Genomic DNA, 12,872 nt, shown 5'->3' with positions numbered 1-12,872 from the left:
AGACAACCCCCTCAATACAACCGTTAGAATACCAGGCCGCAGTCCGGCCGTTGACGCAAGCGCTGTTCACAGAGAATTGGCAGCGCCTTCATGAACAATTATACTTCCGAATTGCAATTATAGCACATGCGGCCTGAACCCGGTCAACGAAGCAACAAAAACGGTGCCATCCAATTTTTACATCCCGCCTCAACCCATCCCAACCTGTCCCTGTACATGAAAAAAGGCGGGGTGCACACAGCCGTGCAACCCCGCATACACACCGCCCGGGCAGCCGCCAAGCGGCGAATAACTGCCCACCTGCGGTTTACAAACCGCTGATTTCCTTGATATAGCGGCGCGCCTTGATCGCATATTCCAATGGATCGGCAAGCGCCGGATCTTGCTCCGCTTCCACTACGAACCATCCCGTATAGGAGTGCCGGGCCAATTCGGCAAAAATCTCTGCAAATGCGATGCAGCCGTCACCGGGCACGGTGAACGCTCCCGCTTTTACAGCCTGCAAGAAGCTAAGCCCTTCCCGCTTGACACGCTCGACAACCTCCGGCCGGATATCCTTCAAGTGCACATGCTTAATCCGGGGTAAATGGAAGCGCAGCACCTCCAGCGGATTCTCGCCGGCAAAGGCCAGATGCCCGGTATCGAACAGCAGGGATACCTCACCCGGGTCTGTAAGCTCCATCAGCCGGGCAATTTCAACCGCACTCTGCACTCCGGTCCCCATATGGTGGTGATACACAAGCGTCATATCCTTCTCGGCAGCCAATCTGCCCAGCCCGCCCAGTCCTTCCGCAAGAGCAGTCCATTCCGCTTCCGTGAACACAGGCTTACTGGCAAACAGCGGCGTATCCATTTGCCCTTGAATGCTCCGCCCCTGCTCTGAAACCACAATCACCTTGGCCCCCATCGCATGCAAAAAATCACGGTGCGCACAAAAGGCCGCAGCGGTCTCCTCATATGGGCGGACCGTCAGATACGCGCTGAACCAGGCGCTGGCAATCTCAAGTCCTCTAAGCTCCAAAGCCTTATGCAGCCGGTCCGGGTCGCGCGGATACTTGTTGCCTACCTCGCTTCCCTGAAACCCGGCCAGTGCCATCTCACTGATACACTGCTCAAAGGTATTATCCCGTCCAAGCTCAGGCATATCGTCATTGGTCCAGGCGATAGGAGCTATCGCCAGCTTGACCGCATGTTCTTTGAACATCATCGTCTACCCCTCCGTTGTCACCATACGGCAGGCGCGGGCCTGCCGCTGCATTGTTGCATTCATACTTCGTCAGCCCGGGCTGTCTCAGTAGCTGCGCGCCTTCTCCAGTTGCCCGCGCTTCTGCTCATAGGCGGCTTGCACCGCTTCGCTGCCGGACACTTCCGGTACCCCGACATGCCACCAGGCTCCATAGCCATGAGTCATTGTCTTTGGCAGCACCTTGATGTCGATCAGCGTGGACCGCTCCTGCTTCCGGGCTTCCTCCAAGGCGCTGTAGAGCTGCTCCGCCGTTGCCGCACGGAAGGTCTTAACACCATAGCCGGCAGCACTGGCTGCATAGTCGATGCGCATCAGTTCGCCGCTAAGCTGCCCTTCCGGGCTGCGGTGGCGGAATTCTGTGCCCAGACTGTTCAAGCCTTGCTCCATCTGCAGATTGTTGATGCAGCCGAAGCCCGCATTGTCCAGCAGAATGACGTTGATCTTCTTGTTCTCCTGAAGGCTTGTTACCAGCTCCGAATGCAGCATTTGATAGCTGCCGTCGCCTACCAGCGCGTATACCTCCCGTTCCGGTTCCGCCAGCTTCACGCCGAGCGCACCGGAGATTTCATAGCCCATGCACGAAAATCCGTATTCCATATGGTAGGTATCCGGCACAGCCGAATTCCACATCCGCTGCATATCGCCTGGCAGGCTACCTGCGGCCCCAATGACAATGGCGTCCTTCGGAATGTACTCATTGAGAATGCCGAGTACCCGTGTTTGCGTCAGTGAAGTATTCAGCACCGCCGCATATTCCGGGAGCTTCTCATCGAGATGTCCGGCAATCTCCGGCACAAAGGAGCCTTCAGCTCCCTTATTCCCGGTATACTCTACGCCGGCCAGACGCTTTCTTTCCGCTTCCCACGCCGCCTTGGCCGATACGATTTCATCCGTATAAGCAGAGCGGTAGCCGCGCTCCTCCAGGGCCGCAGACAGCGCTTTCAGGCCTTCGGCGGCATCGCACACCACTGCGAGCGCATCCAGCTTGGCCGCATGATAAGCAGACGCGTTGATCGTCAGGAACTCCACCTCAGGGTGTGCGAATAGACTCTTCGAGCCTGTGGTGAAATCCGTAAACCGGGTGCCCACACCGATTACCAGGTCTGCTTCTGCGGCCAGGCTATTCGCGCTGCCGTTGCCGGTGACACCTATGCCGCCGAGATTGTAGGCGCAGTCGCTTGCCACCGCGCTTTTGCCTGCTTGCGTTTCACCGAACGGGATGGCGAATCTCTCTGCAAAAGCACGCAGGTCCGCTCCGGCATCCGCATACCGGACTCCGCCCCCACAGACCAGCAGTGGCTTCTGTTTGCCGGCAATCAGGTCAGCCGCTGCGGCAATTTCGTCCGGCCGGGGAAGGCGGGAAGCGACCCGGTGAACGCGCTTGCGGAAGAAATCAAGCGGGTAGTCCCAGGCCTCTCCCTGCACATCCTGCGGCAGCGCGATTGTAACCGCCCCTGTGTCGGCCTGATCGGTCAGCACACGCATCGCGTTCAGTAGTGCTGTCATCAATTGCTCCGGCCGGTAAATCCGGTCCCAATATTTGCTCACTGCCTTGAAGGCATCATTGACCGTAATCGACAGGTTATGAGTATGCTCCATTTGCTGCAGCACCGGATCGGGCTGGCGGGTAGCAAACGTGTCGCCGGGCAGCAGCAGCACGGGAATCTGATTAGCCGTCGCGGTTGCGGCGGCTGTCAGCATATTGGCCGAGCCCGGCCCCACCGAAGCGGTGCAGGCCATGATCCGCCGCCTGCGGCTCTGCTTGGCGAAAGCGGTCGCCGCATGAACCATCCCCTGCTCATTCCTTCCCTGGTAGACCGTTAGCGCTCCCGAAGCCTCCTGCAGCGCCTGCCCCAAGCCGAGCACATTCCCGTGGCCGAAGACAGTGAATATGCCGTGTACGAACCGCTCCGGCCCGCCGCCAAAGTCCACATACTGCTGCTCCAGGAATTTCACCAGTGCCTGCGCCGTCGTTAATCTGATCCTATCCACATGAATTCCTCCTCCATGCCTTACTGCCAGCGGGCAGTAACGACTTTTTTACGTGTGTAAAATTCAACCCCGTCGCTTCCATTCGCATGAAGATCGCCGTAGAAGGAATCCTTCCAGCCGGAGAAGGGGAAGAAGGCCATCGGTGCCGGCACGCCGACATTCACACCAAGCATGCCTGACTCGATATGCTCCCGGAAATAGCGCACTTTGCCGCCGTCGTTCGTAAAGATGCACGCACCATTGGCAAACCGCGACGCATTAGCAATCTCGACTGCCTCTTCCACACCCTTAACGCGAATTACCGACAGAACAGGCGCGAAGATTTCCTCCTGCCAGATTTTCATGGCTTGGGTCACTCCGTCAAACACCGTCGGTCCGATAAAATAACCCTGTCCCTGCGCAGCGGCATCCGCCCGGCCGTCCCTGAGCAATTTCGCACCCTCGGCCACGCCCTGTTCAATATAAGCCGCCGTTCTCTCCTTATGGCCTTGACGGATAACCGGCCCAAGAAACGTATCATCTTCCAGGCCGTTGCCGATTTTCATCCGGTCGCATTCACGCAGCAGGATCGAGATCAGCTCATCCGCTACCTCTTCCTGAACCGTTACCACGGAGCAAGCCATGCAGCGCTCCCCGGCAGAGCCGAAGGCTGCGTTAACAATCTGCGTTGCCGAAGCCTCAAGGTTCGCGTCCGACAGCACGATGGAATGGTTCTTCGCTCCCGCGAGAGCCTGAACCCTTTTCAAATTCGCAGTTCCCTTCTTGTACACATATTCGGCTACCGGCTGCGAGCCTACAAAGGAAATCGCCTTCACATCGGGATGCTCCAGCAGGCCATTTACAACATCATGCGCACCATTAACCACATTGAGTACTCCCTTAGGCAGACCAGCTTCCTCCAGCAGCTCCGCAAGACGCGCCGCCAGCAGCGGTGTCCGTTCAGAGGGCTTCAGCACAAAGGTATTGCCGCAGGCAATGGCGAGCGGGAACATCCAGCAAGGCACCATCATCGGAAAATTAAACGGCGTGATGCCGCCAACAACACCGATAGGGTAGCGGTACATCCCGGACTCAATGCCTGTTGCGATGTCCGGCAGCTGTCTTCCCATCATCAGCGTCGGCACACCGGTTGCGAATTCCACACACTCGATGCCGCGCTGCACCTCGCCGTAAGCCTCTTTGAAGCTTTTCCCATTCTCCAGCGTAATGGTCTTGGCCAGCTCATCCCAATGGTCCACCAAAAGCTGTTGGTATTTGAACAAAATTCGCGCTCTGCGCGGCACTGGCGTTTTGGACCATCCTTCAAAAGCTGCTTTCGCCGCCGCTACCGCCCGGTCTACATCAGCTCTGCTTGACAGCGGCACTCTAGCCAGCTCCTCACCTGAAGCCGGATTATATACCGCCTCCGTCAGCTCCGTAGCCGCTGCCACCCATTGCCCGTCTATATAGTTGTTCAGCACTTGTACCGTCTGCTGTCCCATCCTGTCCACTCCTTTGGCTCTAATGTTATGTTGCTGTTGCTGCACTTACTCTGCGCCTGCGAAGATTTCCTCATTGGTGCTTAAAAACGTGTCCAATTCCTCCAGGGTCGGCATGGCATCCGAGCAGCTATGGCGGGAGATGACGATGGAGGCCGACGCACTGCCACGCCGCATAGCCTCGCTGACGCTGTCGCCCCGCATCAGACTATGAATGAAGGCCGATGCATAAGAATCTCCGGCGCCAAACGTCTTCAGGACCTTAGCCGGGAAAATACCGCTGCGGTGCTTCTGCCCGTCCGCCGTGTAGGAGATGGAGCCGCTTCCGCCATGCTTGATGACAACCATCTTCGCCCGGTGCGAGAACCAGCGGCTGGCCGTTGCTTCGTCGTCTGCACCAGTCACATTGTACAGATTCTCCATCATATCGAATTCCTCGCGGGTGCCGATGATGCAGTCGCATTTCTCAGCAGCCAGGTTATAATAAACCGCCGTCTCTGCGGCTGATTTCCAGGTATAAGGGCGGTAATCCAGATCGAAAAATACAGTAACATTATGCTTGCGGGCAAATTCCAGCGCCAGAAATACCGCCTCGCGGGAGGGGCTTTGCGCAAGGGCAGTCCCTGAGATAAGCAGTGCTTTGGATTTGCGGATGTAATCCTCGGAAATCTCATTCGTATCCAGCAGCAGATCGGCCACATGGTCCCGGTACATCAGGATACTGCATTCCTGAGGGCTCTTTATTTCCGTAAAAGCAAGCCCGGTCACCGCTCCGGTCCGGTCAACGGTCACCTGGCTGTCGTCAATATGATTGTTCTGCAGATAGGTGCGGATAAAACGGCCCATCTGATCATCGGCAATCTTGCCGATGAAGCCGGTGCGCATGCCCAGCCGCGCCGTTCCGATCACAATATTGGCAGGAGAACCGCCGACATATTTGGTAAACGTCATCGTCTCTTCCATAGGTCTTCCGGTTTCATTGGCATTGAGGTCAATACAGAGCCTGCCGACGGCGATTAAATCCAGCGGCCGGGCGGGATCGAACTGTAAACCGTTCATAGTGACGCCTCCTTGAAAAGTTCCGTGAAAAGGATGAATCAGGAAAAATGGATTGAAATAAAATGGTGCACAATAATCATCGGGGGGAGGGTAAGCGCTTAACCTAATTTTCCCCTTAAGTATAGTTTAGAAGTGCAGGTTTGGCAATCCCAAATTTGAAGCGCTGTCATCATTGTTGCACGCCTGCCTGCCCGGATTTGCAAAGGACAGAGGTCTCTTTGATTTTTAGGGTGCCGCTAGAATGAGAAGCGTTAGTTCTTCAGTAGTCTCAATACAAGTTGCGCCTTTGTCACCGTTTTATTAAAAATATAGCCCTATCGAGTCATGCTAAAAAAAGAGAACAGACTAAGGTCCAGTGACCGCTCCAACTTTTGTCGAGCTCCTCTTCCGAACCACAGACTGATGATAGGCTCATTTTGTTTTGTTAAATTTTTATGGGTAAGCAATCTATATTAACTGGAAGGAGCAAAACAATTGAAGACTATATTACGCATCATTATCTATCTCATCGTTTTTGTCATCGTCGTAGGGGGGACAGGTGCGGTGGGGTACATCAATACAATGAATGCCGGAATGTCGGTTTACGATAAAGCCGCCCCTGCATTGACGGATGTGCAGGTACCGAAATATGACGTGAACAAACCGACAGTGGCTGTGCTGCTGGCGAACGAAGTGACGGAAGTATTTGATTTTCTCGTCCCGTACGAAATGTTTACGATGACTGAAGCTTACAATGTGTACGGTGTTGCCCCCGATCGCGAAATTAAATCACTAACCGGCGGACTCGATGTCGTCCCGCATTATTCGTTTGACGAAATGGATACGATGCTCGGCAAAAGCCCGGACATTATCGTCATTCCGTTTATGCCGATTTTGGACGAGAAAAAATATGCACCTGTCCGTGAATGGATCCGGAAACACTCGGGCGCAAAGACGACATTGATCTCCATTTGCAACGGGGCTGAAAATCTGGCGGATACCGGCTTGCTGAACGGTAAATCGGCCGCGACGCACTGGGGGGACATCAACCGGCTCATTAAAAAATATCCGGAAATCCAGTGGGTGAAAGATCAGCGCTACATCTCGCAAGGCAATATCGTATCTTCTGCCGGTCTGACATCAGGGATTGATGCTACGCTGTACGTCATCTCCCAGAAGTTGGGTGAGGCGGCGGCGAAGAAAGTGGCGAAAGAGATGAACTATCCCTCTTACGATTACGTGACAAACCCGCAAATGAAACCGTTCGTTGCCGGGTTGAGCGATATAACATACGTACTGAACAACGCTTATCAATGGAACAAAGTAAAGGCGGGCGTGCTGCTATATAACGGCGCCGATGAACTGGATTTGGCCGCCGCATTCGATACGTTCGCCGCTTCCGGTACGACGTCGACGTTAACTGTCTCCAATGCGAACGAACCGATCCTAACGAAACACGGCCTGACCCTGGTCGCGCGTTATCAGATAAAAAACGTGCCTAATCTGGCGAAAATGATTGTCGTCGGTGCCGATGCCGAGTCTGCGGCCGCCGAAGACATCAACCAATGGAAGAACAGCAGCAACAGCGCGAAACTGTTGTTCTTACACCGCGACGCGGCGGATCGGTTTGCAATGGATCCCACATTCGAGGATTTGGCCGGGCAAGAGGATGTTCAGACGGCTAAATTTGCCGCTAAGCGGCTCGAATATCGCGCCACCGACCACCTAAAGCTGGAAGGCAGCTCCTTTTCTTTTGAAGCGTTTGGCATACCGGTTTTGCTCGGCGTCCTGTCCTTGCTCATCGCTTTTTTCATCGATCGGCGCTTCATCCGCAGGAAAAAAGGAGCATCCACTGATATAAGCGCATCGAGATAGTGCTGTTAGTGACGACTCCTTGAATGACTTTCAATAACAATTTGGATTAAAAAGCCATACGACCGGGGCAGCTGCAGTTAAAGACTCATCATACCGGACCTGTGGAATGACGGACAACCAGTTCAGGCATCAGCATAATCTTGCGTTTCGGACTATCCGGGTTGTCAATGGATTGGTTCAGCAGAATCATAGCCTGCTCCGTCATCTCGCGCAGGGGCTGGGCAATGCTGGTTAAGGTAGGATGACAAATATCAGCCAGCATCGTATTGTCAAACCCCACTACGGACAGATCGCGGGGAATGGACAGACCTGCGCTGCGCGCCTCTTTCAATACCCCGATAGCGAGCAGGTCGTTGCAGGCGAACACCGCTGTCGGCCGCTCTGCCTCCGGCTGGCCCAGCATCGCCGCAGCCGCTTTCCGGCCGTTCTCCAATGTGGCCGAAGTATGCGTGATATTAGCCGGGTTGTCAAAAGGGACACCCGCCGCCTTCAGCGCATCCAGGAAGCCTTCAGCACGCAGCTTGCTCCCAGGCAAATTGTCGGAGATGATACCCAATTTGCGATGTCCCAAGGACAGCAAGTATTCCGTGGCCTGGTAGCCGCCTTTATAATCATCCACCGTGACGGAGTTGCACTCCATCATACGGATATCAGCCGAGAACAGCACAAGCGGCACATGATCAGCCAGCAGACGGCGGATCATGTCCAGGTTCCCGGTATGAGAGGCAATGATTAGGCCGTCCACCCGTTTGCGCAGGAGCAGCGAGATGTATCTGGCCGCCTTCTCATCGTTCCGGTCCGTGCTGCACACGATTAAGTCGCTCCCCTGTTCCTGGGCGTAATCCTCAATGCTGCGGGCTGCCTCCGCAAAAAAGGGATTGGCGATATCGGGAATCATCAGCCCGATTGTTCCTGTCCGGCGGCTCGTCAGCGCAGAGGCCACCAGACTCGGCTGGTAATTCAGCTCCTCCATGATACGGTTCACCTTCTGCCGTGTCTTGTCGCTGATCCTCCCGCTCTTGTTCAGCACCTTGGACACCGTAGCGATGGAGACTCCCGCTTCCCGTGCCACATCATATATCGTAGGTTTCATCGTTAGTAAGCCCGCCTTTGCGTTCATGCAATCTTATATCTATTATAAGTTGAACTTTAGATTTTCATATTAGGGTACTGGTCGTAACTGCGGGGAATGTTTGGACTTCCGGCCGCTGTTGTCTGCAGATTTCTTGATTTATACCGCTCTTCGCGGTTGAAATCCGCAGACAGCTTGTGCTTACGATGCCAGCTTTCCTACGGAAAGCTCTCAGGCGGACGCTACCGCTCCGTAAGTATCCAAACTTCCCCTCCGCACTCCTACCTTTTTATGATTTTTTTAAGTTCAACTTATTTAGATTATAGGGAACTCGCCAGACGGTGTCTATGAAGCTGTGCCGGGGAGTTGTCCAAACCTAAGAACAGAGAAAACAAGGAAAACCGTTAAGTTGGCTAGCTTGATCTGAAATAACGGCAGAATTGCCGTTGTTAGAGTAAGACTGCCCGGTTCGGTCTGAAATAACGGCAGAATTGCCGTTGTTGGAGCAAGACTACCCGGTTTGATCTGAAATAACAGCAGAATTGCCGTTGTTAGAGTAAGATTACCGGGTTCGGCCTGAAATAACGGCAGAATTGCCGTTCTTAGAACGAGGAGGGGGAGTGGGGAAATCCACCTCAGTTATTCAACTAAATTCTGCGCAAAAAGGGGCCTCCGCCATTCCGGAAGCCCCTCTTCTGTCTGCCCTTGATTATTCCTGCTTATCCGGGCGGCGCTGCTGCGCCCCGAATAGCCATTCATGCTCCGGGTCGTTATGGAAGACCCAGGTACGGACCGGGCCTGCCATCACGTTTAAATAATAAGAATCGTAGCCCGGCGGGGCGGATACCGGATGGTAGCCTTCCGGAACAAGCACAATGCTGCGGTCCGCCACGGCCATCGTTTCGTCAAGGCTTCTGTCGTCATTGTATACCCGCTGCACCACAAAGCCGTGGGCGGGATTTACCCGGTGATAATACGTCTCTTCCAGATAGGACTCTGCCGGCAGATTATCCTGGTCATGCTTGTGCGGAGGATAGCTGGACCAGTTGCCCCCTCCCGTGCGCACCTCAACCACCAACAGGCTCTCGGCTTCACTCTGCTCGGGAAGAATGTTGACCACCCGCCGCGACATGCTGCCAGAGCCGCGGTCCTCGGCCACTGCATCGGACGGAGCGATCAGCCGCGGGGCATATTTGCCTGTTGCCGGAGCAAGACAGACGGCAAGCTCCAGTTCCGTCAGCGCGCTAACCTCATATTGCCCTCCTGCCGGAACGTACACCGCATACGGCGGCATATCCTCAAACACGGACATGCGTTCACCGATGCCGGCGAAAACTATACCATCTATCTTTACGTCCGCCTTGCCCGCCAGCAGCACCAGGCAGACCTCGTTCCCTTCCGCGCTGCGGGTAAGCAGCTCCCCAGCTTGCAACTGATATACTTCAAAACCTACATATTTCCACCCGGCGCTCTCCTTGCTTACGGCCGCCACCAGTCCATCCTTACCGGGTGCTCCGGCCTTAATGACTAAATCGGGCATCTTCACCGGCCTCCTCTGCCTTTATATTTGCATCCGCTTACAAAACCTGTATTGCCGGCGATATTCTCTATACGGCACCATGAGACAGCTTGACCGGAAGCCCGGTGCGGTGCGATTCCTTTGCCGCTTCGGCAAGGCGCTCCGCCTGCTGCCCGTCAATACCGCTGCAGATGATAGGCTCCTGCAAGCGAACCGCCTGGGCAAACGCAGCTACCTCATCTGTAAAGGCCTGGTTGTACCGCTCCAGGAAGAAATGCAGCGGCTGATCACGCGTGACCGATGCCGCAGTGGAAACCTCCACCGTGGTCGGACGGCAGTTGTCGGCGGTTGCCGACCCGTGGGAGCCGAACACCTCTACCCGCTGATCATAGCCGTAGACGGCCTTCCGGCTGTTATCAATCACGCAGATCGCGCCGCTGGCGAAGGTCAGCGTAATCACAGCCGTGTCCACATCTTCACAGCGTCCGAACATCGGATCGACCAGATTGGCGCCCCGGGTGTACACTTCAACTACTTCCTCACCCATCAGGTAGCGGGCCATATCAAAATCGTGAATCGTCATATCCATGAACATTCCGCCGGAAGAGCGCACATAAGCCTCGCCGGGAGGCTGCGGATCACGCGACGTGATCTTCACAACATGCGGCTTGCCCAGTTCTCCTGACTGAACCAGCTGCTTGAGCTTGCGGAAGCTCGGGTCCATCCGGCGGTTGAAGCCGACCTGAAGCAATACGCCTTCTTCCTTAACAATCTCCAGCGCCCGGCTGGTCTGTGCGGATGACAGGCTGATCGGCTTCTCGCAGAAAATATTCTTTTTGGCGCGGGCAGCCTGTTCAATCCAGTATGCATGGGTATCCGTCGGTGTGCAGATGAATACCGCTTCGATCTCAGGGTCATTCAGCAGATCTTCCCCATTTACAAATACAGAGCCCATGTTCCGGCTTTCCGCCCAGGCCAGCAATTCCTCGCCTACTACAGCCTCTGCGATTGATTTTAGTTTAAAAGACGGCATCACACGCAGATTATCCGCATGAAGGCGGCCGATTCTGCCTGCGCCGATGATGCCTACTACGATTGGATTTACCATTTTCGCTTATCCTCCTTGGAGGGTAAGCGCTTAACCTCTCCCGAGATCAGTATACTCCAAGTACCGCCATGGCGACAAGCAAATCTTACCCTTGCCTTCAAAATTTCAGGAATAAATAACTAAGGTGGAATTTCTCCCCTTCATTCCGATGAGTGACCTCCCCCCGGAGGGTTAGCGGGAAAAACTCCACTTATTTCCTTCTAAAATCACTGATTGGGTGAAAATGGAGAGAATTAAGTCTACTTTTTCCATCTAATCACCAAAAAATCGATGAAATTCGCAAATTAGGTTTCCTTTTTCCACTTCATCCAATCTCGCAGTTCATTTCGTAAGCGATTGCCCTGACGGCAACGCCGATCTTCTTGCCACCGGATAACTGTCTAACGCGGGTTCAACAGTGCTGTAACGCTTCTCCGAGCGCAACCAGAGCCATTGCTTGCCCATAGGCCATAGGGGCAATAATGATCCCCTTATAATCCTCTTTGGCAGCCCCGATTGGTGTGCCGCCGGATACGCCCAGCACTGTACCCTCACCGTCAATTCTACCCAGTACAGCCTGTATTGCTCTCATAGCCTGCTCTGCATACGCCTCCGGCAGCAGTCCTCTGCGCACACCATTCAGAATGCCAGCCGCGATAGCCGCCGAGCCGGATGTCTCAGTGTAGCTCTCCGGGTCATCCAGCAGCGTATGCCACAGCCCATCCCCGCTCTGGCAGGCCAATAAGGCCTCCGCCTGTGCCTGCAGGGTCTGCTGCAGATAAGTGAAGACTCCGCTCTCCAGATACGGGCGCATCAGCTCCAGGTATTCCGGCAGACCGAGCGCGAACCAGCCGTTGCCGCGGCACCAGAAGGCTTCGCTGAAATTATGACGGCCGCCAAAATGCCAGCCGTGGAAGAACAGCCCTGTCTTTTTATCATACAAGTATTTGATATGCAGCAGCAGTTGGTGCAGCGACGCTTGCCGCCACTCGGAATTGTCGTATTTCACCCCCATCTTCGCCGTGAACAAAATAGCCATAAACAGCGTATCAATCCAGATTTCATTTTCATGCAGCGTAATTTCATGTTTGCTTGCCCCCGTGGTGACATGCTGATACCCAAGCTCTATCGTCCGCGGCAGGCCATTCATCAGCCAATCGGCCCATTCAAGGCTCAGTTTCTCCGCATCCTCCAGTTCCATCAGCGACAACAGCGGGGCAGTTGTATTAATGTTCCGGCTTGGCAGCCCCTTCTCCAGTTGCCGGTCCATCCACGGCTTCGCATAATCCCGATAGCGGTTGTCCCCGAAATGCCGCTCAAGCTTCTGCAGACCATATAACCCCACGCCCTGCGGCCAGTCCCATTCCTCCATGCCGAAGTCACGGGCAAAATATCCCCGCCGTCCCGCATCCTCCCCCAAGCTCTGCAATTCTGCTTCGTTGTCCGGCCGCTCCAGCTTCAGCAGCTTATCTGTCACTAGGCTCAGCTTCTCCATGATTTCGGCCTTGTTCACCAGGCATTTATTCATCTATTGTTCCGCCCCTCTTCCGCTGTATGTTGGTCTT

9 protein-coding genes are annotated in these 12,872 nt (G+C 54.8%); 1 reads left to right on the top strand and 8 read right to left on the bottom strand.

Annotated elements, in window-relative coordinates; all coding sequences use genetic code 11:
• Positions 1-307 precede the first annotated feature (307 nt).
• From iolE to iolC, 4 genes are all read right to left on the bottom strand, one after another.
• The gene (iolE, locus tag AC0LWN_RS23890; protein WP_474669835.1) at positions 308-1,204 is read right to left on the bottom strand and encodes a myo-inosose-2 dehydratase; all 897 of its coding nucleotides are present in this window, start codon (positions 1,202-1,204) and stop codon (positions 308-310) included.
• A gap of 87 nt (positions 1,205-1,291) precedes the next feature.
• Entirely contained in the window at positions 1,292-3,238 is a 1,947-nt protein-coding gene (iolD, locus tag AC0LWN_RS23885; protein ID WP_474669766.1) for a 3D-(3,5/4)-trihydroxycyclohexane-1,2-dione acylhydrolase (decyclizing), read from the bottom strand.
• A gap of 20 nt (positions 3,239-3,258) precedes the next feature.
• On the bottom strand, positions 3,259-4,719 hold the full coding sequence (locus tag AC0LWN_RS23880) for a CoA-acylating methylmalonate-semialdehyde dehydrogenase (protein WP_474669764.1): 1,461 nt from the start codon (positions 4,717-4,719) through the stop codon (positions 3,259-3,261).
• Positions 4,720-4,764: 45 nt separating this feature from the next.
• Entirely contained in the window at positions 4,765-5,775 is a 1,011-nt protein-coding gene (iolC, locus tag AC0LWN_RS23875; protein ID WP_474669762.1) for a 5-dehydro-2-deoxygluconokinase, read from the bottom strand.
• A gap of 474 nt (positions 5,776-6,249) precedes the next feature.
• On the opposite strand from iolC, the gene AC0LWN_RS23870 reads away from it, so the two are divergent.
• Positions 6,250-7,629: a DJ-1/PfpI family protein gene (locus AC0LWN_RS23870; protein WP_474669760.1), complete on the top strand. Its 1,380-nt coding sequence runs from the start codon at positions 6,250-6,252 to the stop codon at positions 7,627-7,629.
• Between the two features lie 88 nt (positions 7,630-7,717).
• On the opposite strand, the gene AC0LWN_RS23865 is transcribed toward AC0LWN_RS23870, so the two are convergent.
• The 4 genes from AC0LWN_RS23865 to AC0LWN_RS23850 form a co-directional block, all read right to left on the bottom strand.
• The gene (locus tag AC0LWN_RS23865; RefSeq protein WP_474669758.1) at positions 7,718-8,722 is read right to left on the bottom strand and encodes a LacI family DNA-binding transcriptional regulator; all 1,005 of its coding nucleotides are present in this window, start codon (positions 8,720-8,722) and stop codon (positions 7,718-7,720) included.
• 688 nt (positions 8,723-9,410) lie between these two features.
• Positions 9,411-10,241 carry a 5-deoxy-glucuronate isomerase gene (gene iolB, locus AC0LWN_RS23860; RefSeq protein ID WP_474669756.1) on the bottom strand — a complete coding sequence of 277 codons (831 nt, stop codon included), beginning with the start codon at positions 10,239-10,241 and terminating at the stop codon, positions 9,411-9,413.
• A 67-nt stretch (positions 10,242-10,308) separates the two neighbouring features.
• The gene (iolG, locus tag AC0LWN_RS23855; RefSeq protein WP_474669754.1) at positions 10,309-11,328 is read right to left on the bottom strand and encodes an inositol 2-dehydrogenase; all 1,020 of its coding nucleotides are present in this window, start codon (positions 11,326-11,328) and stop codon (positions 10,309-10,311) included.
• 391 nt (positions 11,329-11,719) lie between these two features.
• Positions 11,720-12,835 (bottom strand): glycoside hydrolase family 88/105 protein, encoded by a 1,116-nt coding sequence (locus AC0LWN_RS23850; RefSeq protein WP_474669752.1) that lies wholly within the window; start codon positions 12,833-12,835, stop codon positions 11,720-11,722.
• Between the last annotated feature and the right edge of the window lie 37 nt (positions 12,836-12,872).

The organism is Paenibacillus sp. sgz302115, from assembly GCF_056120445.1.
This window is presented reverse-complemented; position numbering and strand designations above follow the sequence as displayed.

Excerpts from the sequence above, each read along its gene's own strand:
- iolE (WP_474669835.1), bottom strand. The coding sequence starts at position 1,204 with ATGTTCAAAGAACATGCGGTCAAGCTGGCGATAGCTCCTATCGCCTGG.
- AC0LWN_RS23865 (WP_474669758.1), bottom strand. The coding sequence starts at position 8,722 with ATGAAACCTACGATATATGATGTGGCACGGGAAGCGGGAGTCTCCATC.
- iolB (WP_474669756.1), bottom strand. The coding sequence starts at position 10,241 with ATGCCCGATTTAGTCATTAAGGCCGGAGCACCCGGTAAGGATGGACTG.
- iolG (WP_474669754.1), bottom strand. The coding sequence starts at position 11,328 with ATGGTAAATCCAATCGTAGTAGGCATCATCGGCGCAGGCAGAATCGGC.
- AC0LWN_RS23880 (WP_474669764.1), bottom strand. The coding sequence starts at position 4,719 with ATGGGACAGCAGACGGTACAAGTGCTGAACAACTATATAGACGGGCAA.
- AC0LWN_RS23850 (WP_474669752.1), bottom strand. The coding sequence starts at position 12,835 with ATGAATAAATGCCTGGTGAACAAGGCCGAAATCATGGAGAAGCTGAGC.
- iolC (WP_474669762.1), bottom strand. The coding sequence starts at position 5,775 with ATGAACGGTTTACAGTTCGATCCCGCCCGGCCGCTGGATTTAATCGCC.